Origin of the sequence: Amphritea atlantica (genome assembly GCA_024397875.1) — a bacterium.
In the GTDB taxonomy this organism is placed as follows: Bacteria; Pseudomonadota; Gammaproteobacteria; order Pseudomonadales; family Balneatricaceae; genus Amphritea; species Amphritea atlantica_B.
The window spans coordinates 526,150-549,378 of the sequence record CP073344.1; the positions used below are offsets into that span (position 1 = coordinate 526,150).

The window sequence follows — 23,229 nt, forward strand, 5'->3', positions numbered from 1 at the left end:
CGGCTTCGCCACTTGCTCGTCGCTAGAAAAAACGTAAAACGTTCATGCATAATGATTAATGGTGCATTTGAAGAAATGGACTGTAGAGATCTGAAAAATGAAGCTATTGAGTGGTGGGAAGCTCAGTTAAAGTGGATTAATGCAAATATATGAATTTTACTTAGTAAAGAGGTGAATCTATTTGTCTCTTTTCAGATGTTGTCGGCGCGATGGGATCCAGCTATATATGAATAGGTCTTTATATCTATCTTCTTATAAAGAGCGGATCTTGATTTCCGCTCTTTATAAGTTAAGAAGGTTCCCCTGGCAAGTCGCGCAGCGACGGTCTCGCCACTGCTTTTATTCTAGCGACTGCTCTTAGCCTCCGTCAGGAATTTTAAGATAGCCTCCCTATCCCGAATCAGGTGCCGGGCGTGTGGCTGGCAGATAACCCTGACATCTGCGACATTCGCTTCGAGTCTGTCCTGAGTGGCTTTGGAATCGAGCAGGACATCTTTGCCAGCGACGATTGCCAGCATTGGGGCCCGGATGTTTTGCAGGTTTTTATCGCTGAAGATCGGCAGCTTATCCATTCGGGGTTTGACGTGTTGAATGATAAGGGCGAAGAACTCCCTGAATCTCAGCACAGTAGGGGATGGGTTTTTCTCTTCGGGACCGAAGATCATTTCGCGTACTTTGCGTTTCCCCCACTTGCCTAGCAACATCAGAGGCAGTGCTTTGAGCAGAAACTTACGCTGTGGGCCTACACCGCCTGGCACCAGCAGGGCGAGTTTGGTGATTTTTTCCGGCCGTCTGCTGGCGTAATCCAGTGCCAGCCAGCCACCCAGCGATTCACCCACCACGGCGGCTTCAGAAAGCCCCGCTGCCTGCATCACATCATCCAGCCACAGCGTGTAGTCATCGGTATTCATCGGCAGACGAACCTGCGCACTCAGGCCGGGCTCGCCGATCATATCGATAGCGTAGATTCGAAAATGTTTTGACCACTCCTCAATATCCAGAAACCAGGCTGTGGCATTAGCCATAGCACCGTGCATTAGCAGCAGCGGCGGCAGTGCTTTATCGCCACAGGTCAGTAGATGGGTTTCGCCAAACCGGGTTGTCAATTTTAACTGTTCAAAGGCAACCGGCCAAAGATCCAGAATCTCGTGATAGCATTGGTGGACAGCGACTTTTCCTTCGGCTGATTTGTAAATTGTCATCTTTGTTTCCAGATAGTGTTTATAGAGGCGGATATCAGAACGGATGATGCTTGTGGTGCCGGCAAGTGCCTGTTCAGAAAGAGGCTACAGCTTACAGGGTAATTCTGGTTGAGTATTGTCCGAAGCAATAAAGCTTGCGATATCGGCCAGCCCGATAAAGTCGTCATTTACATCTCAGTAAGCGGGGAGTGAGGGAATCGGGTTTAATGCTGCTGAGACTGACGACTGCAATGTGATATTGATCCAGCATCGTTTCATACAGGTGCCACGGTCCGGTGCCGGTTATCAGATCGTTATATACAAGGGATGCGAGAGTCGTTCTCGCTTGCTCTGCTGCCGGGAGGGCTTTGTAAAGTGCTTCTTTGGCGCACCATAAACGGTAAAAGTAATCTTGCTGTCTGGCGACAGTGTCGGGCATTGATTCTTGCTCTGTGGAATTCATAAACAATTCTGCTGCAGAGATGAAATCCCGCGATGCTTTTGGGTATTCAGCATCAATGCCGATTCTGTCTGAACTCAGTGCAAAGCAGATCAGTTCTTTGCTGTGGGTCAGACTGATATAACCGGGTGTCGGCAGGTTGTGAATAACTGGAGCCGAATTGGGAAGCTCTTCAAGTTGCCAATAGTTCAGTGGCTGATCAAATAAATCGCTCAGGGCGCTACAGATCAGAAACCGGCTGGACAAGTATTGCTGGCGTCTGCGGGGGTGTCGCAGCGATTTAAAGCGTTGCTGCTGGGCGCAGGGAAGCTGCAACAGTTGTTGTTCATTCTCTGATGCGTCAGATTCGGTTCGGGTATACCAGAACCGAATCTCAGCAGCAGGATTGTTAGCGGGCAAGTTTTACTACATCACCATTCAAAGCAACACCAGCGATAATTGCGCCGGCATGACATTCGAATTCAGTGTTGCTGCTGTTTTTCTCTTTTTTGTAATAGCTGACAATATTGACCACGGCGTTACCACCTTCAGTCCGTGCTCTCTCCTGTAAGGCGAGCAGGGTGGACAGAAACACCCAGCGGCAGGCTTCGCCATCGCTTTTGCCAAATGCGTTGGTTTTCTTGTTCGTGGTGACATTACCAAAAGACTGCAGCGTTTTGGCGTGCTTCTGAGTGCCAAAATACAAGCGGATATTTGGATCCAGGCGCTGCTGAAACTCAGCAGACTGCATCGCGTCCGCAATCGAAAACATCAGTTTGGAGTCGCGACTGAAAGCATTCGGGGCAATCAGCAGCAGGGAGGTCGTAATAAGGGTTATAAGTAGTTTCACTGTACGCTCCTTGTGAAGGGACCTTTCTTTAAGTGAGTTGATTATAGAGACTTAAATAAACCGCTTCAATGTGCGCTTTTAGAGACTTTTAGGTTTGCATCAGCAGAGCCAGCAGGTAAAATTCCATCCCTGAATATAGGGATAATATTGCAATATTCGGGAGTGTTCACTCATTGATCATTCCTATATATCATCGGGAGTCGGGTGCTTGGTAGGTTTTAAATTGCAATCATGGAATGCATTTGCGCCAGGACTGGAAAACCATAGCGCGTGGCGTGACTGGATTCAGTGTCCGGCAGAGCTCCCATCCGGGCTGGGGAAAACCTCTCTGAAGCAGATTCCACCTATGCTCAGAAGGCGCTTCACCGAGCTGGGACGCTGTGCAGCAGGCGCGGCGCTGCCCCTGCTGGAAAATATAGATTCTATACCGGGCGTTTTTGCATCCAGACATGGTGATACCCCCCTGACGCTGTCTTTGTTAGAGGGTATAGCGAGCGACGAACCGATGTCTCCCACCGGATTCAGTCTTGCGGTACACAATGCGTTAAGTGGATTACTCTCTATTGCCCGTAAGGATCTGAGTGAGGTCACAGCGATCGCAGCGACTGATAACCTGATACCTAACGCAATTATCGAAGCGGTTACACAGTTGCAGGACAGCTCCAGGGTTTTGTGTGTGATTTATGATGTACCCCTGCCTGAACTCTATCAGCCATATTGCGACTCAATACCTTTTCCACATGCGGTGGCGATGATTCTGAGTCGGGAAGAGGGCGAAGACTTCATATTGCAAAGCGAGGCTGACTGTATCCCTGGTGCGGATGAAAATAACGACTTTATGCGGCTTATGCGTTTACTTACCGGGTTAGACTCCTGTGCTCGATACGGTAGTGCTTTGACACGCAGTGAATGGCGGATCTCCCGGGCATGAGCTTTTTTATCGCTCGTATCAACCATGGCTGGCGATGGTTTGGCACGGTATTCAGTTTCTTCATCTTTGGCCTTGGTGGCCTACTTCTGCCGGTGTTTGCGGTCCCCGTACTCTTTCTTTTACCGGGAACCAAGCGGCAACGTGAACGCCGGGCTCAGGGCATTATTCATCACGCATTTCGTTTTTATATCGGCATGATGAAATTCCTGGGAGTGTTGAGTTATCAGTTAGAGGGTGTGGATAAGTTACCTCAGGCTAAGTTGATTCTGGCGAATCATCCGTCATTGATCGATGTCATCTTCCTGATCGCATTAGTGCCGAATGCCAATTGCGTTGTGAAAGGCGGGTTGGTTCGTAACCCTTTTACCCGGGGGCCGATTAAGACGGCCGGCTATATTATCAATGAAAGTAGTGAAGAGGTGATATCGGCCGCTGCAGATGCTTTTGCTAAAGATGATGCACTGATTATCTTCCCGGAAGGAACGCGTACCACTCCTCAGCAACAGGTTAACCTTAAACGTGGCGCTGCGAATGTGGCGATCAGAACGGCTGCCGATATAACCCCGGTGCTGATTGAGTGTGTTCCCACGACGCTGAGCAAAGAAAACAGGTGGTATCATGTACCTCCGGAAAAAGTCCATTTTCGAATCAAGGTATGCGAACCGATTTCGGTGGCACCCTATTTGGCTGAGAGCGCCCCATCCGTAGGAGCCAGGAAACTGACTACGGATCTGGCAGAGTATTTTAATAAGGAGTTGGTACTATATGAGCAATCTGCAGCTGGAAATTAAACAGATGATTATTGAAACCCTGGATCTGGAAGATATTGAACCAGACGAGATTGTTGATGATGAACCGTTGTTTGTTGAGGGTCTGGGGCTCGATTCAATTGATGCTCTGGAGATCGGTCTGGCGGTGCAAAAACGTTATGGTATTAAGCTTAAAGCAGACTCAGATGATACTCGTGAGCATTTCGCCAGTGTTAATGCGCTGGCCGCTTTGATTGAATCGCAGCGCGTTGCTTAAGGGGGTTATATGACTGATCAGGAACAAATTTACCAGAAAATATCAGCTGTACTTGTCGAGCTGTTCGAGATTGACCCGGCTGCGATTCATCCGCAGGCTCATCTGTATCAGGATCTGGATATTGACAGTATTGATGCAGTAGACCTGGTTGTTGAGCTGAAAAAGATGACCGGTAAGAAGATTAAACCGGAAGACTTCAAATCCGTGAGAACGGTACAGGATGTCGTAAACGAAGTCGAAAAACTGTTCGGCTGATAGCGATGATTTTCAAAGTGGGTGCGCTGGTACTGACGCTGGGATATCCCTTTATCGTTTACTGGGGATTACAGAGCTTCAATGCGGCTCTGTTGCTGCCATTACTTGCTATCGTTCTCGTCCTGCGGTGGGTAGCCGGTGAGCAGAACACTGACCGTAAAGTTATTTTAGCCAGTGCCGTCGGTGTCGTCCTGATCGTAATCATCTGGGGCATACAGCAGGGCTTAAAATTTTATCCTGTGCTGGTCAATTTCAGTATGCTGGTGGTTTTTGGCAGCAGCCTTTACGCCCGGCAGACTGTTATTGAAAAGTTGGCCCGGCTTAAAGAGCCTGATCTGCCACCCAGGGCGATTGCCTATACCCGCAATGTGACGCGTGTCTGGTGTGCCTTTTTTATCCTGAATGGGACGGTTTCTGCTATGACGGCGATTTGGGGCTCAGAACAGATATGGGTGCTCTATAACGGTTTTATCGCCTATCTATTGATTGGTTTGCTGATGATGACTGAATGGATTGTCCGGCAAAGATTAAAGCGGAACTGATGACTACGTTATTCCCTCTGACTGACTGGCTGAATAATGCCCCCGGACCGGTTATCGCCTGCGGAGCTGATGGTGCGTTTACAAAGACGGATCTGGATGCCCGTATCTCATACTGGGCTGCTGTGCTTCCCGCACAGCAGGGGCAGCGCTGGGCGGTATACCATAAAGATTCGGCCGAGTTTTTGTCGCTGCTAATGGCGCTGTGGCAGCTTGGCTGCACCGCCTGCATTCCGGGAGATAACCGCTCTGCAACCTGCGAACGGCTGCGACTGCATGTTGATGGTTTTGTCGGGGATTTTCCGGATTATTCTGTGCATTATCCAGTCCAGGCTGAGCGGGATTGTGTTACCCGTACCGAATGGCTGACACTGGATGGCGATTTTCCTGCACTGGAAATCTATACCTCGGGGTCTACCGGAGAGCCACAAGCGATTGGGAAAACCATTGCCGAGCTCGATTTCGAACTGGCGTCTCTGGAAACACTCTGGCCGGAAGACAAGGATGCCGTTGTTATCTCTACGGTCACGCATCAACACTTTTATGGTCTGATCTTTCGCCTGTTATGGCCGCTGACCCGAGGTCAGCGTTTTTTCCGGGAGCAGTGTCAGTACACAGAGGATGTTTTCAACAGGGCGCGTTTGCAGCCTTCGTTCGTATTGATATCTACGCCCTCACACCTTGGACGCATCAACACATCGGTTGCATGGAGTGAGGTGGCTGAGCGGTGTCGTTCTGTACTTTCATCGGCGGCTCCGCTGAGTCGTGAGCACAGTTTACTCGTTGCAAACCTTTTAAAGGCCCCGGTGCGAGAGATCTATGGCAGCTCAGAAACAGGTGCGATCGCCTGGAGAGTTCAGTCCGAAACGGCTGACGGTGCCTGGGAGGGGATTCCCGGAGTGGCTTTGACACAAACAGAGAGCTCGCTTTTGCGAGTCGACGGGAAACATGTGGGTGAGTCACCTTTCGATATGGCTGATCGGGTAGAGTTTGTAGCCGGAGGACGGTTTCAGCTGCTGGGGCGTATCGACCGGATCGTCAAAGTAGAGGGTAAGCGTGTTTCGTTAACTGAAGTGGAGCGTGAGGTTCAGCGCAGCGAGTTTATTGCTGTGGCCAAGGCTGTGGTTATAACCCGTAAACGTACTGAGCTTGCGTTAGTCGCAGAGCTCACTGCCGCGGGCCGCAGGGAGCTGGCGCTGATCGGAAAACGAAAACTGCAGCGGCAACTCCGGCAGCATCTTGAAAACTGTTTTGAACCGGTTCTGTTACCCCGGCGCTGGCGCTTTGTTGAGCAGTTGCCCTATAACTCACAGGGGAAGTTACCTATGGATCGCTTGCAGGCGCTGTTTGATCAGGCAGAGGTTAAATGGCCGGAATTGTTGCGTCAGACTGTTGATAATAATAGGGCCGAAATGGTTTGCCGGATTCCGGCGGAGCTGATCTATTTTGATGGTCATTTTTCTGGGAACCCGATTTTGCCCGGTATCGCCCAGATTCACTGGGCTGAGCATTATGGTCGCCGATTGCTGAATGTGGAAGGTCGCTTTGATCGGCTGGAAGTGGTTAAGTTTCAGCAGGTAATATTTCCTGAATCGACAATCTCTCTTGCTCTTGAGCATCATGCGGAAACCCGTAAGCTGAGTTTCCGCTTTTATTCAGATAAAGGAGTCCATTCCAGTGGGCGTATCTGTTTTAACTAATTCGGTCTTTAAGCCGGTTGTTGTTATTCCGGTGTATAACCATGAAGACGCTATTGGCGTGACTCTGGCCGCAGTGCTGCGGTATGGCTATCCGGTTTTGCTGGTCGATGATGGTAGTTCACCGGCATGCAGAGAGGTGCTTGTCCAGCTGAGTCAACAGTATGCAGACCAGGTAGAACTGATCCGTCTTGAGCAGAATCAGGGTAAAGGTGCCGCCGTAAAAGCCGGGCTCCGGCAGGCGCTTAAATCAGGGTATAGTCACGGTGTTCAGGTTGATGCGGATGGACAGCATGATCTGCAGGCTATGCCGCTGTTTATGGCAACCGCCCAGTCATCTCCGGAGGCATTAGTGATCGGCTATCCCCGATATGATGAATCGGTTCCGGCTCACCGTTATTACGCCCGTTATCTTACCCATGTGTGGGTCTGGATTAATACACTGTCCTTCTCAATCAAGGACACTATGTGCGGCTTCAGGGTGTATCCGTTAGCCAGGGTTACCTCTTTGCTGGAACAAAACAGTTGTGGTAACCGCATGGAGTTTGATACTGAGGTCGTTGTGAGATGGACCTGGCTTGGATTTGCGGTGATGAACCTGCCGACCAAAGTAAATTACCCGATTGATGGGGTCTCTCATTTTAATGCAGTGAAAGATAATCTGCTGATCTCCCGAATGCACGCGCGGCTTTTTTTGGGCATGTTGTTTCGTTTACCCCGGCTCATCCGGAACAAATTCTATGGCTGATTCGGGGAAGCACTGGTCGGGAGTCGGCGAGGCAGGCTCATTGCTGGGTATGAGAATTTTACTGTTCGCTTACCGGTTGTTCGGGCGTTGGGGATTCCGGCTGATTTTGCTGCCGGTGATAAGCTATTTTTATTTAACCCGAAAGCAGGCGCGTCAGGCGTCTGCCGAATATCTGACCCGGCTATCGGCAACGTTTCCCCACTGTATCAAAAAAGGGATGACTTCCCGCCAGCATTTCTGGACGTTTGGTGAGATATTACTGGATAAGCTGTTGGTCTGGATGGGCCATATTCGCAGGGATGATGTGGTGTTTGAGACGCCAGTTGCATTTTCTGAACTGGATCAAAGTAATCAGGGGGGAGTGATTCTCGTCTCTCACCTTGGTAATACTGAAGTGTGCAGTGCTCTGGCCCATCAATTGCCGGATATTCGGGTGACGATGCTGGTATATACCCAGCATGCTGAGAAGTTCAACACGCTGATGAAACAGACAAACAGCAATGCCTCGATCAATCTGATGCAGGTAACCGATATGTCGCCGGCAACAGCGATGATTCTGTCTGAACGCGTTGATGCCGGAGAGTATGTGGTTATTGCGGCAGACCGGACGCCGGTAAGCGGCGCTAAGCGCACCTCTGCGGTTGAGTTTTTAGGTGCAACGGCGAGTATGCCTCAGGGCGCCTTTATTCTTGCGGGGTTGCTGCGCTGTCCTGTTTATCTGATGTTTTGCCTGAAACAGGAGCAGAAATATCATATTTATCTGGAACGGTTTGCAACGCAGCTGTCATTTAACAGACGCCATCGTAGTGAACAGATTCAGAGTGCGGTCCAAAATTATGCAAAGCGACTGGAACATTATTGCCAGATCGCACCATTGCAATGGTTTAATTTTTTTCCGTTCTGGAAATCTGAACAGCCAGCTTCCAATCCCATTAACGAAACACTTTCATAAACCGGTCCGGGAGTCTGCATGTTTGAAGCTGAAATTATTATTGAGATTCCGTTTCATGATGTCGATGTCATGCGGGTGGCCTGGCACGGGCATTATGCCAAGTATCTGGAGATAGCCCGCTGCGAGCTGTTCGAACAGTTTGATTACAATGTTCCGCAGATGGATCAGTCCGGCTATGCCTGGCCGGTGATTGATATGCGTATCCGTTATGCACAACCTTTGCGCTTCCAGCAGAAGGTTAAGGTTAAGGCGACGCTGGTAGAGTGGGAAAATCGATTCAAGGTGAATTACCTGATAACCGATGCGGAAACCGGGAAACGTCTGACTAAAGCGTATACCGTTCAGGTCGCGGTAGACGTTGCCAGTGGCGAGATGCTGTATGTGTCCCCCGATATTGTGTTTGAAAAGCTGAGGCTTAAATCGTGATGCGATGGCTTATTTTACTCTTGTGTGTCGGATTACCCGTTGTGAGTCAGGCAGCAACGGATTATAAACTGCTGGAATCTCTGACCAGCGCCCCGGAGAGCCTGCATGGACAGTTCACTCAGGTGAAGTTTGTTCAGGCGCTGGATGCCCGGTTTGAGTCGACCGGCCGTTTTGACTATCAGCGGGGCAGCTCGATTCGGTGGCACACACTTACACCTATCGATAACCTGTTAACACTGACCCCCCGCACTATTTCCAATCAGCAGGGGGATACCGTTCTTTCAAGCCTGGATAGTCAGAATAACCCGGTTGTGACTATTTTCAGCGATATCTTTTTTGGGGTGATGACAGCTCAGTGGCAGACTCTGGCAGAATACTTTGAGATGGAGGTTCAGGGCTCAACACAGCGCTGGACGGTGGTTCTGCATCCGATTGATAAAAGTGTTGAACAGGTGGTAACCCGGGTTGAACTCAGCGGCGATGAGTTGCTTCGGGAGGTAGTGCTCTTTGAGGCCGCAGGGGACCGGACCCAGATTACATTTATCGAGCTGCAGCAGTGAAGATTGCACTGCAGCAAGGGCGCCTGCTTGCGTTTCTGTGGCTGATGGTCGCCATCGGTGTAGTGGTGGCCGCCATCAGGCAGGGGCCCGCATTTGATACCAGCCTGATGGCCCTCCTGCCTGCGACTGAGCAGCGCCCGGAGATTAGTCGGGCGGTTGATAAGCTGGCTGAGGATTTCTCCGCGCAGGTATTACTGGTTATCGCTGCGGAAGAGAAAACCGTTGCCCGAGACGCGGTTGCTATTGCGGCGCAACGTTTAGCCGCACTGTCTGATGTTGCGAACATCGACTGGCAACTGGATGATTCAGCGCTAGGTGCCAATGAGTTATATCCTTTCCGCTTTAGTGTACTGAGTGACGGGCTTCGAAACAGGTTACTAGCCGGACAGGACAGGCAACAGTATCAGTTGGCATTGCAGCAACTATTCAGTCCTCTCTCGGGAGGATATCAGGATCCGCTCGGGGATCCTTTTGCGTTGTATGCCGATCTGCAGATGTCTCAGCAATCCGGTTTGCAGATGACTCTGGAGCAGGGACTGTTCCGACTGACTGCGGCTGAACTGCCCGCCTATGTTATCCGGCTTCGCTTACAACAGGATCCCTTCTCCTTACCCATACAGCAGCGGGTGTTGGCGGTGGTTGATCCTCTTGATCAGGAACTGGAACAGCTGGGTGTTCAGTTGTATCGCTCCGGTTTAATCTGGCACGCGGCTGCCGGTGCGCAGCAGGCAAAAACGGAGATCTCAACCATCGGGCTGGGATCATTGCTGGGCATTGTGCTGCTGATGCTGCTGATCTTTAAACGTATCAGTTCGCTGGGCGCTGTGTTACTTCCGGTTCTGATGGGGTGTTTGATGGCCAGCGCCGTGACGTTGCTGATCTTTGGCCGGATTCATCTGATAACACTCGCGTTTGGTGCGGGGCTGGTGGGGGTTGCGGTTGATTATGCGCTGCACTTTATCTGTGAGAGACAGGTGCAGCCCGCAGACCGGGTAGTGAAAAATCTGTTTGCCGGATTGCTACTCGGGTTAGTCTCCAGTGTGATCGCCTATGCGGGGCTGGCGTTAGCGCCGTTTCCCGGTTTGCGCCAGATGGCAGTGTTCTCGGTTACCGGATTGACAGCAGCCTGGCTGACTGTGTTGCTTTGGTTGCCCCTTATTAACCGTGGTGCACCGCAGAAAGCGTTGTCCTCTGCGGTACTGTTAAACCGTTGGCGCCAGCGTTATCCACGGCTGGAATCACAGCCGCTGCTGCTTGCTGGTTTTGTTGCAGTATCGCTGATCAGTCTGGTGATTATATGGCAGGGGCAACCACAGGATGATATTCGCCTCCTGCAAACGTCATCGACAGAACTACTGGATGAAGATCGCCGGGTGCAGCAACTGCTCGGCAATAGCAGTAGCGCACAGTTTATCCTGATAACCGGGGAAAGTGTCGAGGCGGTGCTGCAAACCGAAGAACGCTTATCTCCGGCACTGCAATCTTTGCTGGGCCCGTCTGCATTGCAAGGCTATCAGGCGCTATCTCAGATGCTTCCGTCGCTGCAACGGCAATCTGAAAACAGCGATTTAATCCGGGATCTGTATCGCCAGTACCTTCCGGAGATGGCTGCTGTACTGCGTTTCTCTGAACCTCAGCAGCAAAAGGTAAAACAAGCGCTTGAGCTGGGCGTTAATCGGCTTCTGACGCCGTCTGAGTGGCAGACTTTTCAGGCAAGTGAAGGCTGGCGTCAGCTGCTTGTCAGTGACACAGATGGAGCCGCGGCCAGCGTTATTCGCCTGAAAGGGGCTTTGACGCAGGATCTGAAATCGCAGCTGAAATTATTGTCCGAACAAGAGCCGGGGGTTTATTGGGTTGATCGTGTTACCAGCATCAGTGATCTGCTATCGGGCTATCGACAACAGATAATTCAATGGCTATTGGTAGCCTATTGTCTGGTCGTGGTTCTGTTGGCGATTCGATACCGCTTCGATCTTTGGCGCATTATCCTGCCTCCGCTGATCGCATCACTGATCACCTTTGCTGCACTGATCCTTAGTCAGGGGGGCTATAACCTGTTTAACCTTATCGCCCTGATGCTGGTCCTGGGTATCGGCCTGGATATGGGGATTTTCCTTTATGAGGCGGCGGACAGTGATCATACCTGGCTGGCTGTCAGTCTGTCAGCGGTTACCAGTTTGCTGGCATTTGGTTTATTAACCTTCAGTAAAACCCCCGTACTTTTTCATTTCGGCATCATTGTATTGCCCGGACTCTGTTTGGTCTGGTTAATTGCACCACTTATGCGAAGGCTACAACCGGAGATTAGAATATGACCGTTTCACACGGATGTTACGACGTCGTTGTTATTGGCGCTGGCCCTGCAGGGGCGGTTGCTTCCTCATTATTAGCCGACTTGGGTTACCGGGTTCTGGTTCTGGAGAAAGAGCATTTCCCCCGCTTTTCCATCGGCGAGAGCCTGCTGCCGCAGAGTATGGCGTTTCTTGAGCAGGCAGGCATGTTGCAGGCGGTTGTTGAAGCAGGTTTTCAGCATAAGAATGGTGCCGCGTTTACGCGCGCAGATGATTATGATTGTTTCGATTTCCGGGAGAAATTTTCCGACGGTTGGGGGACAACCTTTCAGGTGCAAAGAGATCGCTTTGATAAAGTCCTGGCGGATTGTGCCAGCGCTCATGGCGTCGAAATTTGTTATGGTCAGACTGTCGTTGCCGTAACCACTATGGCGGATGCCGTGCAGATAGATGTTGTCTCAGAGGATGGTTCAGCTTATCAGGTTGGCGCAGCATTTATTCTCGACGGTAGTGGCTTTGGCCGGGTTCTGCCACGGCTGCTGCAGTTGGAAAAAGCATCGACCCTTGCTCCCCGGGTCTCGCTGTTTACCCATATCAAAGACAATATTACCGATGCCGGCTTTGATAGGAATAAGATCTTAATTACCGTTCACCCGGAGCATCCGGCCGTATGGTATTGGCTGATCCCTTTCAGTAATGGTCGTGCGTCAGTGGGCGTTGTCTTACCGCGAGAGTTGCATGCCGGGTCAGAGTGTACTGAATGCGAGCTGCTTCAGCAGTTTATCGCTGAAGGGGGGATGTTGCAGCGGGTGCTGGAAAACGCAGAATTTGATACGCCTGTGGGTATCATTGACGGTTATTCATGTGATGTCGAATCGCTCTATGGTGAGCGCTTTGCATTGCTGGGTAATGCCGGAGAGTTTCTCGACCCGGTGTTTTCCTCGGGTGTTACCATCGCTCTGAAGTCAGCCTCGCTGGCCGCAGAGGTGGTGCACCAGCAACTCCAGGGGCTTGAGCCTGACTGGCAAAAAGAATATGCCGTTCCGTTGATGCAGGGGGTTGATACCTTCAGAGCATTTGTTGAAGGCTGGTACGATGGCCGGCTGCAGGATGTGATTTTTGCCGACGGAAAAAGTGAGCAGATCAAAGAGATGATCAGTTCGATTCTTGCCGGTTATGCCTGGGATACCGGGAATCCCTATGTGCGCGATCCCCGCCGCCTGACGACTCTGGCTGAGCTATGTCGAAAATAGGGACACAACTGATCAGAGCGAGTCTGGCGTTACTCCTGCTGTTGGCGGCAGGGTGTAGTGTGATTCGTCCTGTGCCGGAGCCGGTTGATATGTTGCTGCTTAGCCCGTCAGCGGGGCCTGCACCGGTATTACTGACTCAGCGGGTCACCCTGACAGGCTGGAGGCAACAACAGCAGTTTGTCGCAATCTGCCGGTTTAACTATGATCAGGCTAAACTGGTTGCTTTGCTGCCAACGGGTCAGCAGTTGCTCTATCTTGAGTTTGATGGAGAGCAGCTGGAACAGCGTAACGCTCCCTCGATTGAACTGCCGGGTAAAGATATACTGGCACTGATTCAGTTCGCACTCTGGCCAGACGAGGCTCTGCAGAATAGCTACGCTGCTGAGCAGGGCTGGAAAATAGAGATAACCGATAAGCGGCGTCAGTTGATCCATAGCGACAGTGTCTTACTGGATGTTGTATATGATGGACAGCAGATTAGTATAGAAAACTACCGGGCCGGATATCAGGTCAGAATTGAGACGCTTGAGCGGAAGGATTTGGTACTTTGAGACGATGTTACCTCAATGCGATGGCAATGCTCAGTGCGATGGGCGATTCGCCTGAGCAGGTGTGTGAGTTACTTAGTTCCGGACTGCCGGACTTAACCCTGACTGATCAGTTCAGTAACGGAAATCCGCTTCCTTTAGGACTGTATAACGGTGAGCTCCCTGAAATCCTCTTCAGTGAGTCGAAATGGCACAGCCGGAATAATCGCTTTGCCCTGGCTGCGTTACATCAGATACGCAGTGAAACAGATGCTGCCGTAAAACGCTATGGGGCGGATCGTGTCGGGGTTGTCATTGGTACATCCACTTCGGGTATTGGAGATAGCGAAAATTATCTCCGTCAGCGTGCAGTAACCGGGCAGGTGCCTGAAGGCTATGATTATGGTCTTCAGGAGATGGGAGCGACAGCGGCCTTTGTGGCGAAACAGCTGGGGGTTAGTGGGCCTGTATTTGGTATCTCTACTGCCTGCTCTTCCGGCAGCAAAGCGTTGGCATCGGCGCGAAGGTTGTTGCGCTCTGGCCTGTGTGATGCAGTGATCGCTGGTGGGGTGGATACCCTGTGTCACCTCACGGTGCAGGGCTTTTCCTCACTTGAAGCGGTCAGTAAGCAGCCGTGTAATCCTTTCAGTATTAATCGCAATGGCATCAATATCGGAGAAGCGGCAGCGTTGTTTCTGGTGACTGAAGAGGCTGGAGGTATTGAGCTTGCTGGGGTCGGCGAAAGCTCTGATGCCCATCATATCTCTGCTCCGGACCCTTCGGGTGCCGGTGCTGTGAGATGTATGACTGCGGCCTTAAGCGATGCCGGCGTCCCTGCTGAAAAGATCAGTTATATCAATTTGCACGGTACCGCGACATCGTTGAATGATCAGATGGAGTCCCGTGCGGTTGCCGAAGTATTTGGTTCTGAAGTCTGTTGTAGTTCAACTAAGCCATTTACCGGGCACACTCTGGGAGCCGCTGGTGCGCTCGAGGCCGCTATTTGCTGGCTGGCGCTGCGGCAGGGTTTTATTCCGCCCCATCACTGGGATGGATGTGCTGACCCTGCATTACCGGTTATCAATCTTGTATCTGAAGCCTGCGCAGATACGACCCCGGAGTATATGCTGAGCAATTCATTTGCTTTCGGTGGTAATAATATATCGCTGATATTGAGAGGGTGTAATGATATCTGAATATCGGGTCGCAGATCTGGTGCCTCACTCGGGGCGGATGAGTCTGCTGACCTCTATCACGGGCCATGGAGAAGACCGCCTGACGGCTCAGGTTGTAATAACGAAGGATTCAATGTTTGCCGATTCGACAGGGGTGCCCTCATGGGTCGGTCTGGAGTATCTGGCTCAGGCTATCGGTGCGTTTGCCGGATTGCAGGAACGGCTTAACGGTGGAGCGCCTAAACTGGGTTTTTTATTGGGAACCCGTAAGTATCTTTGTAGTACTGATTACTTCCTGCCAGGAGACCGGTTAGAGTTGACGGTAATCAGGAACATGCAAGCTGAAAATGGCTTGAGCGCCTTCGACTGTACTCTGCAAGGTAACGGTTACACCGCCAGTGCGAGTCTGAATGTGTTTCAGCCTGAGGATGCGGAACAATTTTTACAAGGGGCAAGTGAATGAAGGGAACGGTTCTTGTTACCGGTTCAAGCCGGGGAATTGGTAAAGGTATAGCGCTCCGGCTTGCTCAGGATGGCTACGATATTGTGTTGCATTGTCGAACAAACCTGGAGGAGGCTGAGGGTGTGGCCTCTCAGATCCGCGATTTAGGGCGCAATGTAAGGATTCTTCAGTTTGATATTGCTGACCGGGATCAGAGCCGGAGTATTCTGGAACAGGATACCGAGGCTTTCGGAGGCTATTATGGCGTTGTCTGCAATGCGGGGGTAGCCCGGGATAATGCTTTTCCTGCGATTCCCGGCGATGAGTGGGATGAGGTGATCAGAACCAACCTTGATGGTTTTTATAATGTCCTTCATCCGGTGATTATGACGATGATCCGGCGAAGAAAAGCGGGTCGGATTGTCACCCTCTCTTCAGTCTCGGGTGAAATGGGTAACCGCGGACAGGTTAATTACAGCGCGGCAAAAGCGGGTATTATCGGCGCGACAAAGGCTCTAGCCGTGGAACTGGCAAAACGGAAAATTACCGTAAACTGTGTCGCTCCCGGTCTTATCGAAACAGAGATGACCGAGCATCTGGCCTTGGACGAAGCGATGAAGATGATCCCTATGCAGCGGGTAGGGAGTGTCAGCGAAGTGGCGGCTACGGTCAGTTTCCTTATGTCTGAAGACGCCGGCTATATTACCCGGCAGGTAATCTCCGTAAATGGTGGGATGTATTGATGAAACGTGTAGTGGTTACGGGAATGGCCGGGTTTTCTCCGGTGGGAAATGACTGGCAAACGATTGGGGAAAATCTGCGGTTGTTGAAAACCGGGATTGTTCGCATGGATGAATGGGATATCTATGATGGGCTTAATACCCGTCTCGCCGGACCTGTGGCCGATTTCTCGATGCCTTCCCACTATAAACGAAAAGATCTGCGTAGCATGGGGCGGGTCGCCCAACTTGCGGTTTACAGCACCGAATTAGCGCTGGCTGACGCTGGCTTGTTAGGCTCGGAGGAGCTTGGGCAGGGTCTGGCAGGAATCGCTTTTGGCTCTTCTGCCGGTGACACCGAAGCCTTCGTTGATTTCGGTAAGATGCTTATAAACCATTCATCCGATGGTTTGAATGCAAACTCTTATGTGAAGATGATGGCGCATACGGCCCCCGTTAATATCGGTGTTTATTTCGGTATCCGGGGTCGTGTAATAACGACTTCAAGTGCCTGCACATCCGGCAGCCAGGGGATTGGTTATGCCTATGAGGCAATCAAATATGGTTTGCAGCAGGTTATGGTCGCCGGTGGCAGTGAAGGGCTGTGCGCAACAGAGGCTGCTGTTTTCGATACCCTGTTTGCAACCAGTGTTATGAATGAAACCCCCGGAAAATCGCCGAGACCTTTTGACAAAGACCGTGATGGACTGGTGATCGGGGAGGGGAGCGGAACCCTTATTCTTGAAGAACTTGAACACGCTCTTAACCGGGGGGCCAGGATCTATGCTGAAGTGGTTGGCTTCGGCACTAACTCGGACGGTCAGCATGTCACTCAGCCAAATGCCGCAACTATGGAAACAGCTATCCGGTTAGCGCTGAATGATGCTGATGTGTCGGTCAGCGATATTGGCTATATCAGTGCGCATGGTACCGCGACAGGTCGGGGTGATGTAGCGGAAAGTCACGCGACCGCTTCAGTGTTTGGTAATGCAACACCGATCAGTTCGTTGAAGAGCTATACCGGCCATACACTGGGCGCATGTGGTGCACTTGAGGCCTGGACTGCAATCGAAATGATGAATCATGACTGGTTTTGTCCAACGGTAAATCTGGAGAATGTGGATCCGGAATGTGGTGAACTTGATTACATCATGGGTGAGGGACGAAGCATCCACACCGAGTATGTCATGAGTAATAATTTTGCCTTCGGTGGGATTAATACCTCTCTGATTTTCAAGCGCTGGCGTTAAGTGTCCGAGTGCCCACAATTTGTAGAGCAGCTTAATTCAAATGACTATGCTGCTCAGGAAGGTTTGTTTAACTGCATTAGTTTAATCGAACAATGTCATATCCCGGCGTTTGTCCGTCCGGTTAATACCCCTGAAACGACATAACGTAATGGCCCTCCCGGGACTATGCTATCCATCGGCCAGCAGGTGATTAATGATAACCCTTCGTTATCCTGATCGACTGTAAACGGACCGTTTCGGGTATCAACCACATCGGTGGCCGTGATCCGGTATGTCAGTCGCTGACCCGGATAGGTTTCAATGGTTACCGTATCACCTACTATTAACTTATCGAGATAGTCAAAATGGGTATCCCGATGTCCCGAAATAAAGTTGTAGCCATTGCCTGATACGGGGATCACTGCACCCAGGCCAAATGCCAGCGATTCACCGCTGGCATCCTGCATTACATACTGTTTTTTGCCTAAGCGAGGCACCTCAATACGAGCGACCACCCAGGTATCGGCCCAGGGCCAGGGCTTTTGTGGAGCGCCATCGGGCTGGCGCTCCTCCCAAGTGTTGCTAATCATCCAATCCGCCACCTGGGCTTTGGCTTTAATATAAAGTCCGTTCCCCATCAGCCATGCACTCGCTGCAATCAGGCTTAGCATAATGAGATATCTGCGCGCCTTCATGCTTGCAGACCCTTTTGGCGTGGACGCTGGGCGAAGCGTTGGTAAACAAGGGCACAGAGCAATAGGATCAAGCCCAGTATTATCTGCAAGGTGGCTGGTGTCGCAGTACCGGGAGCATGAACTTTTTTGGCATTAGGCAGTAAGTTAGGCACTTGCGCATCTTTAGCTACGGCATGCTCAGGTTTTGAAATCTCTTTTTCAACGGCGACAAAACTGGTGAATTGCGTCACGATCTGGTTTTCAACGCCTATTTTTACAATGTCATTTTTGTACTTTGTGACGGGTTCACCATAGAGAACAGATTTTTCTATCAAATCATTTACCTTATCCAGCGCCCAGATCTTATTAATATTCTCGGCGCTGGCTGTGCCTCCCTGTTCAACCGTCAATTGCTGTTGCCAGAGCTGACCCGCTATCTGCCCAGTGAGTGTGACCGTGTCGATTGGCTGTTCAGACCGTGCAATCAGCATAATTGGCTCAGACACATATAGATCAGGGATATTGGCAGGATAAGATTCTACGGTGATATCCGATGGCCATTGCGCTTTGATATCACGCATCACCGGATAACTTAGTTTTTCAAATAAGCGGGTAATCTTTGCGTTCACTTCTGATAAGTCACTGATTTGAGTCGACGTGCCTCTGCCATATTTGGCCGCGCCATGCATAAAGTGAGTGTTCGGCGCACTGCCTATACCAACAGTGAACAAACGTGCTTTACCCAGATGCTGATTGATGTAACTGAATAATGCTTTTTCATTACCCACGGAACCATCCGTAATGAAAATGATTTGACGCAGATACTCTTCATGCTCTGGCTGAGCAATCGCCCGTTTAAGAGCCCCCATCATCTCAGTCCCGCCATCAGCGTGGAGATTTTTTACAAAGGTCTGTGCCGAACGAAGGCTATCGTCCGATACGGAATGAGAATCATCATATAACTGATTGGACTTATTATTAAATTCAATAATATTAAAACGGTCTTTACGCGATAACAGATTTAAGGCGGTCAACAATCCATTTTTAGCCTGTTCCATTGAGCCGCCAGCCATTGATCCGGAGGTATCTATAATAAAGGTCACATCTTTTGGCAAGGTTGACACAATATTTTTTACCGGTGGATTGATCATGATTAAGTTGTAATAAGCCTCTCCCTGTTTCTCGGTGAACATAGCCGCCTGGGGAATTGAATGCGCCGCGGCTTGCCACTGCAACAATACATCCCTGTCCATGAGTTCATCTTTATTCTGAAAACTGACCCGATAAGCCGATCCTTGCTGCTCTACTTTTATTGCATGACTGATGCTTGAAACCTTATCCAAGGGCAGACCCGCATTCAGATGAATATCTATATCAATACGGTGCGTATCGACTCTCTTCATTCCTGTTACTTGTGGAGGTGTGATCTCTGATGCATCTGGAACCTGATCGGTGTGTACCGCCCAACCCTGCTGTATGGTTGCTGCAACCGGTTCAGCTTGTTCGGTTAACTCGTTCAAACTAAGTTGCAGGCTTTCTCCTGGAATGTAGCGAGGCGTAAGGGTTGTGGGTAGGGATAATGAAAACACGCCGCCTTCATAATGCACTTTTTGTACCCAGGTTATTTCTGCTTTGACTATTGATTGAGGGGCGATATTCGCCATCGACATAGCAAATAAATTGGGACGATTTTGTTCTAGTAAGCCCGCTTTTTTACCGGCTGCTTTCGCCTGTGCAAAAATCTTTTTGGCTTCCTGTTTTTCCTTGACGACACCCTGTAAAACGCGATCTTCATTTGTCAGCGTTAAGCTATCGACAACGGCATCATCTGGTAATGGAAACACATATCGGCCGTTGACCCAATTGGCGCTGGTGTTTTGAAATTCCTGAGTCAGAGTCATAGACACTACCAGACCATTAACCTGCCCTTTAATGTGACTAGTCATTAACAGGGCCGGTTGTGAACCTTGCTGAGCATCATTAATCAATAGTTGCGGTGAAGTATCGGTGTCTTCGATGCTGGCCTGTGCGGGGGCTATTAATAACCAGCACATCAATAGCGTTATCAGATGGGGTAGTTGCTTGTTCATGTCATTCCTCCTTAAATTCGGTTGGAACAACTTTCTCAAAGCCACTTGTGATTTATGTGTGGATTATGTGTTTTTTTGATTCAGCTTAACTCAGCGGGCCAGGACATTTCTGCACAGACGCCTGATACCGTATTGCTTAATTTTACTTCGCCATGGTGCAGATGCATGATTTCACGCACAAAACTCAAACCAAGCCCGGTGCTTTTACGTGCGCCATTTTTAGAATGTAATGAGAAAAAACGCTCAAACGCACGTTCGATCATAAAATCATCTAATTGACCTTCATTGATTGTTTTAATCTGATGCTGATTAGATTTGAGTTCATACCTAATGGTTATGTGGCCACCTTGCGGACTATTTTCCAGGGCGTTATCCAGTAGGTTGCTTATTGCTTGCTGCAACAATAATTTATCACCATGGACTATTAGTTGTTCCGATTTATCAAAATGGATATGCAGATCATACTCACGAATAAGGGCATCATTTTCGCGTATTTTCGCGCCAATAATATCAGCTAAATCAAACGCATTAACCTCTGTCAGTGTGGTCATGTTTTCCAGCCTGGCCAGATCCAACATGCGTTCTACCAATGCCTGCATACGTGTATTTGAGGCGCAGATATTATTAATAAAACGCTTCTGTTCATCTGCAGGCATCTCTTCAGATAACAGTTCTGCCGCTGCCGCCACCGCTGTTAAGGGTGTTTTTAACTCATGAGTTAAGCCGTGGATGTAGTGTTCGACATATTCCTTACCATCCAGTTGATCACGCATATGCGTAATCGCTGTTGCCAGGTTATCAAAACGTTTATCCATAAACGCCGGTTGGTTGCTACGCTCCCCTAAAGCCATGTTATTGGCATAATCTACCAGGCGTGAGATGGACGCAGTGAAACCACGACTCACCAAATAGCCAATCAGCATGGCCGCTGCTAAGGCAAACAGAATGTAGGTTTTTAAGTTCTCGCTTTCGGTTGCCAGTAACTGCTCTAATGGCTTGATAGGTTTGACGACACTAAGCACGCCGACGATATCCTCTTCAATTTGAATCGGGGCAGCAACAACCATAATTTTCTCATCAGTTTTGCTCGTTTTATCCTCATAACGAAAACTACTCCGGGCTCCATACTTACCCTCCAGGGTCAGTCTCACATCGCGCCAGGCAGAAAAATCTTCACCTTCATGTTGGCCTGTAGAATCATAGATCACTATGCCTTGCCGATTGGTGATGTAGATCTCCAGATCAATAGCATTTTTATATAAGCTGTAGATTTGCGCCTGGATCTGGCGTTTATAGCTTTCTTCAAAAATGAGTGCAATTTCATCAGTATCCAGCACCTGATTTCGAAACTGATGCTCTAAAGACGTTGCCAGTAAGTTAGCGGTATCGACTAACACCGTTTCCGAAGATTGCTGAAATGCGGTGCTCAGTTTGTCTGTGGCTTTATCCAGAAAAAACCAGGTCAACACACCCAGAATAATAAAAAAGACAAAAAAGGCACGCAGACTAAAGCTTATTTTTATCATGAAGTAGCAGCCAGTGAATAACCAAAACCCCGATGAGTCATAATGGGTACATCAACGGCATCGATATTTTTCAGCTTATGCCGCAAACTCTTAATATGTGTATCAATCACCCGCTCATCAGATGGGTGTTGCGATGACCATACGGCTTCTATCAATTGTCGACGGGAAAATATCTGTTGCGGATGGTTTATCAGGGTTTCGAGTAGCGAATATTCACTGCGAGTCAGCTCCAGCATTTGACCCTGGTAAGTGATTTTCATCTGCTGGCTATCTAAATTAAAGCCGTTCTTCGTCAGGTGTGTGTCAGTGTTGGGCTGCATAGCAGCCCGCTTAAGGATGTTTTTAACTCTTGCTGCCACTTCTCTGGGGCTGAACGGTTTTGTGACATAATCATCGGCACCGATCTCCAGGCCAATAATCCGGTCAATCTCTTCCGAACGGGCGGTCAAAAACATCATCGGTATCAAATAACTTTCCCGAATAGTTTTAAACAGGTCAAAACCATTACCGTCAGGCAGCCCGACATCTAAAATAGCCAGATCAACAGCAGTGGCGTTAAGTTCTATCAAAGCATTTTGGGCTGTGCTCACCCAAATAGGGTCCATACCTTCAGCTTTCAGCACATAAATTAATGCATCGGCGATCTCTGCTTCATCTTCAACGATTAATATGGTTTTGATCATCATGCTTACTTTAAGTGGCTGCTTGAATGCAGCGAAGTATGCCATAGTCGACTTCACCAGTTAAAGGGAACATGAGGCGGCAACTCTGATACTTGATTAAGGGAGGTAAAAGTCGGCTGTGGAACGGTAACCAAGGTCGAGCATTTCAGGGGCAAAAACAAAAAAGCCAGCATCGCTGCTGGCTTTTTTATGACTGAACGGTTGGGGATCAGATCCGGAGTGCGCCGTCTACTTCGATGCAACGGCCATTTACATAGTCGTTTTCCATGATGAAAGCGACAGTATTAGCGATCTCCTGTGGCTTACCCAGACGCTTGGCAGGAATGCCGGAAGCGATCTTCTCCAGTGCTTCAGGTTTCATGCTCAGAACCATCTCCGTGCCGATGTAACCCGGAGCGATAGAGGCTGCACGGATACCGTAACGCGCCAGTTCTTTAGCCCAGGTAACAGCCATTGCTTCTACGCCCGCTTTAGTTGCGGTGTAATTGGTCTGTCCCATGTTGCCGTGGCGTGAGATAGAGGAGATGTTGATGATGCAGCCTGGATTGCCCAGTTCGATCATCTTGATAGCCGCTTCACGACCACACAGGAATGTACCGGTCAGGTTAACGTCCATTACCAGGTTCCAGTTGTCCAGGCTCATTTTGCTGACAACTTCGCCATCTTTAACTTTGATGAACAGGCCGTCACGGGTGATGCCAGCGTTGTTTACCAGGCCATGCAGGGCACCAAAATCGGAGGCTACGTCGTTGAACAGCTTAACAACAGAGTCTTCATCAGAAACGTTGGCGATGTAGCCCCGGGCTTCTACGCCGAACTCCATACACAGTCCAACGGTTTCGTCCAGACCTTCCTGGTCCAGATCAGCCAGAGCCAGTTTCGCGCCTTTCTCTGCCAGTTCCAGTGCCATTGCACGACCCAGACCACGGCCGCCACCAGTAATAACGATTACTTTATCTTTCAGTTCCATCAGTTTTACTACCTTATCTTCTATATTTTATTTTCTTTTTATAATA

Annotated in this window: 25 protein-coding genes; 17 read left to right on the top strand and 8 right to left on the bottom strand. The window is 49.8% G+C overall.

Annotated elements, in window-relative coordinates; genetic code table 11:
• Positions 1 to 344: 344 nt before the first annotated feature.
• The 3 genes from KDX31_02275 to KDX31_02285 form a co-directional block, all read right to left on the bottom strand.
• Positions 345 to 1,202, bottom strand: coding sequence for an alpha/beta hydrolase (locus tag KDX31_02275; protein ID UTW03880.1), 858 nt, complete (start codon positions 1,200 to 1,202; stop codon positions 345 to 347).
• Between the two features lie 163 nt (positions 1,203 to 1,365).
• Positions 1,366 to 2,040: a 4'-phosphopantetheinyl transferase superfamily protein gene (locus KDX31_02280; GenBank protein ID UTW03881.1), complete on the bottom strand. Its 675-nt coding sequence runs from the start codon at positions 2,038 to 2,040 to the stop codon at positions 1,366 to 1,368.
• A complete protein-coding gene (locus tag KDX31_02285; GenBank protein ID UTW03882.1) occupies positions 2,030 to 2,470 on the bottom strand; it encodes an excinuclease ATPase subunit in 441 nt (146 codons plus the stop codon). The genes KDX31_02280 and KDX31_02285 overlap by 11 nt, the downstream gene beginning before the upstream one ends.
• Positions 2,471 to 2,678: 208 nt before the next feature.
• On the opposite strand from KDX31_02285, the gene KDX31_02290 reads away from it, so the two are divergent.
• The 17 genes from KDX31_02290 to KDX31_02370 are packed head-to-tail and all read left to right on the top strand — an operon-like array spanning position 2,679 to position 17,261.
• Positions 2,679 to 3,401 carry a beta-ketoacyl synthase chain length factor gene (locus KDX31_02290; GenBank protein ID UTW03883.1) on the top strand — a complete coding sequence of 241 codons (723 nt, stop codon included), beginning with the start codon at positions 2,679 to 2,681 and terminating at the stop codon, positions 3,399 to 3,401.
• Positions 3,398 to 4,192 (top strand): 1-acyl-sn-glycerol-3-phosphate acyltransferase, encoded by a 795-nt coding sequence (locus KDX31_02295; protein ID UTW03884.1) that lies wholly within the window; start codon positions 3,398 to 3,400, stop codon positions 4,190 to 4,192. The genes KDX31_02290 and KDX31_02295 overlap by 4 nt, the downstream gene beginning before the upstream one ends.
• Positions 4,167 to 4,427, top strand: coding sequence for an acyl carrier protein (locus KDX31_02300; protein UTW03885.1), 261 nt, complete (start codon positions 4,167 to 4,169; stop codon positions 4,425 to 4,427). The genes KDX31_02295 and KDX31_02300 overlap by 26 nt, the downstream gene beginning before the upstream one ends.
• Before the next feature lie 9 nt (positions 4,428 to 4,436).
• Positions 4,437 to 4,682, top strand: coding sequence for an acyl carrier protein (locus tag KDX31_02305; protein UTW03886.1), 246 nt, complete (start codon positions 4,437 to 4,439; stop codon positions 4,680 to 4,682).
• A 5-nt stretch (positions 4,683 to 4,687) separates the two neighbouring features.
• A complete protein-coding gene (locus KDX31_02310; protein ID UTW03887.1) occupies positions 4,688 to 5,224 on the top strand; it encodes a hypothetical protein in 537 nt (178 codons plus the stop codon).
• Positions 5,224 to 6,921, top strand: coding sequence for an acyl-CoA synthetase (locus KDX31_02315; protein ID UTW03888.1), 1,698 nt, complete (start codon positions 5,224 to 5,226; stop codon positions 6,919 to 6,921). The genes KDX31_02310 and KDX31_02315 overlap by 1 nt, the downstream gene beginning before the upstream one ends.
• On the top strand, positions 6,899 to 7,666 hold the full coding sequence (locus KDX31_02320; GenBank protein UTW03889.1) for a glycosyltransferase family 2 protein: 768 nt from the start codon (positions 6,899 to 6,901) through the stop codon (positions 7,664 to 7,666). Before KDX31_02315 ends, KDX31_02320 begins: the two co-directional genes overlap by 23 nt.
• Entirely contained in the window at positions 7,659 to 8,618 is a 960-nt protein-coding gene (locus tag KDX31_02325) for a lipid A biosynthesis acyltransferase (protein ID UTW03890.1), read from the top strand. The genes KDX31_02320 and KDX31_02325 overlap by 8 nt, the downstream gene beginning before the upstream one ends.
• An 18-nt stretch (positions 8,619 to 8,636) precedes the next feature.
• On the top strand, positions 8,637 to 9,044 hold the full coding sequence (locus KDX31_02330; GenBank protein UTW03891.1) for an acyl-CoA thioesterase: 408 nt from the start codon (positions 8,637 to 8,639) through the stop codon (positions 9,042 to 9,044).
• The gene (locus KDX31_02335) at positions 9,044 to 9,604 is read left to right on the top strand and encodes an outer membrane lipoprotein carrier protein LolA (GenBank protein ID UTW03892.1); all 561 of its coding nucleotides are present in this window, start codon (positions 9,044 to 9,046) and stop codon (positions 9,602 to 9,604) included. Before KDX31_02330 ends, KDX31_02335 begins: the two co-directional genes overlap by 1 nt.
• On the top strand, positions 9,601 to 11,919 hold the full coding sequence (locus KDX31_02340; GenBank protein ID UTW03893.1) for a hypothetical protein: 2,319 nt from the start codon (positions 9,601 to 9,603) through the stop codon (positions 11,917 to 11,919). Before KDX31_02335 ends, KDX31_02340 begins: the two co-directional genes overlap by 4 nt.
• Entirely contained in the window at positions 11,916 to 13,148 is a 1,233-nt protein-coding gene (locus tag KDX31_02345) for a tryptophan 7-halogenase (GenBank protein ID UTW03894.1), read from the top strand. The genes KDX31_02340 and KDX31_02345 overlap by 4 nt, the downstream gene beginning before the upstream one ends.
• The gene (locus tag KDX31_02350; GenBank protein UTW03895.1) at positions 13,136 to 13,699 is read left to right on the top strand and encodes a DUF3261 domain-containing protein; all 564 of its coding nucleotides are present in this window, start codon (positions 13,136 to 13,138) and stop codon (positions 13,697 to 13,699) included. Before KDX31_02345 ends, KDX31_02350 begins: the two co-directional genes overlap by 13 nt.
• The gene (locus KDX31_02355) at positions 13,696 to 14,871 is read left to right on the top strand and encodes a beta-ketoacyl-[acyl-carrier-protein] synthase family protein (GenBank protein UTW03896.1); all 1,176 of its coding nucleotides are present in this window, start codon (positions 13,696 to 13,698) and stop codon (positions 14,869 to 14,871) included. Before KDX31_02350 ends, KDX31_02355 begins: the two co-directional genes overlap by 4 nt.
• Entirely contained in the window at positions 14,861 to 15,313 is a 453-nt protein-coding gene (locus KDX31_02360) for a hypothetical protein (GenBank protein UTW03897.1), read from the top strand. Before KDX31_02355 ends, KDX31_02360 begins: the two co-directional genes overlap by 11 nt.
• Positions 15,310 to 16,035, top strand: a complete 726-nt coding sequence (locus KDX31_02365) for a 3-ketoacyl-ACP reductase FabG2 (GenBank protein ID UTW03898.1) — start codon at positions 15,310 to 15,312, stop codon at positions 16,033 to 16,035. The genes KDX31_02360 and KDX31_02365 overlap by 4 nt, the downstream gene beginning before the upstream one ends.
• Entirely contained in the window at positions 16,035 to 17,261 is a 1,227-nt protein-coding gene (locus KDX31_02370; GenBank protein UTW03899.1) for a beta-ketoacyl-ACP synthase, read from the top strand. The genes KDX31_02365 and KDX31_02370 overlap by 1 nt, the downstream gene beginning before the upstream one ends.
• Before the next feature lie 95 nt (positions 17,262 to 17,356).
• Here KDX31_02370 and KDX31_02375 read toward each other — a convergent pair whose 3' ends face one another.
• From KDX31_02375 to KDX31_02395, 5 genes are all read right to left on the bottom strand, one after another.
• Positions 17,357 to 17,935, bottom strand: a complete 579-nt coding sequence (locus tag KDX31_02375) for a class GN sortase (GenBank protein ID UTW03900.1) — start codon at positions 17,933 to 17,935, stop codon at positions 17,357 to 17,359.
• The gene (locus KDX31_02380; GenBank protein ID UTW03901.1) at positions 17,932 to 20,004 is read right to left on the bottom strand and encodes a marine proteobacterial sortase target protein; all 2,073 of its coding nucleotides are present in this window, start codon (positions 20,002 to 20,004) and stop codon (positions 17,932 to 17,934) included. The genes KDX31_02375 and KDX31_02380 overlap by 4 nt, the downstream gene beginning before the upstream one ends.
• A gap of 80 nt (positions 20,005 to 20,084) precedes the next feature.
• Positions 20,085 to 21,530, bottom strand: coding sequence for a two-component system sensor histidine kinase CreC (creC, locus tag KDX31_02385; GenBank protein UTW03902.1), 1,446 nt, complete (start codon positions 21,528 to 21,530; stop codon positions 20,085 to 20,087).
• A complete protein-coding gene (gene creB / locus KDX31_02390; GenBank protein ID UTW05267.1) occupies positions 21,527 to 22,216 on the bottom strand; it encodes a two-component system response regulator CreB in 690 nt (229 codons plus the stop codon). Before creB ends, creC begins: the two co-directional genes overlap by 4 nt.
• Before the next feature lie 205 nt (positions 22,217 to 22,421).
• On the bottom strand, positions 22,422 to 23,183 hold the full coding sequence (locus tag KDX31_02395) for an SDR family oxidoreductase (protein ID UTW03903.1): 762 nt from the start codon (positions 23,181 to 23,183) through the stop codon (positions 22,422 to 22,424).
• Between the last annotated feature and the right edge of the window lie 46 nt (positions 23,184 to 23,229).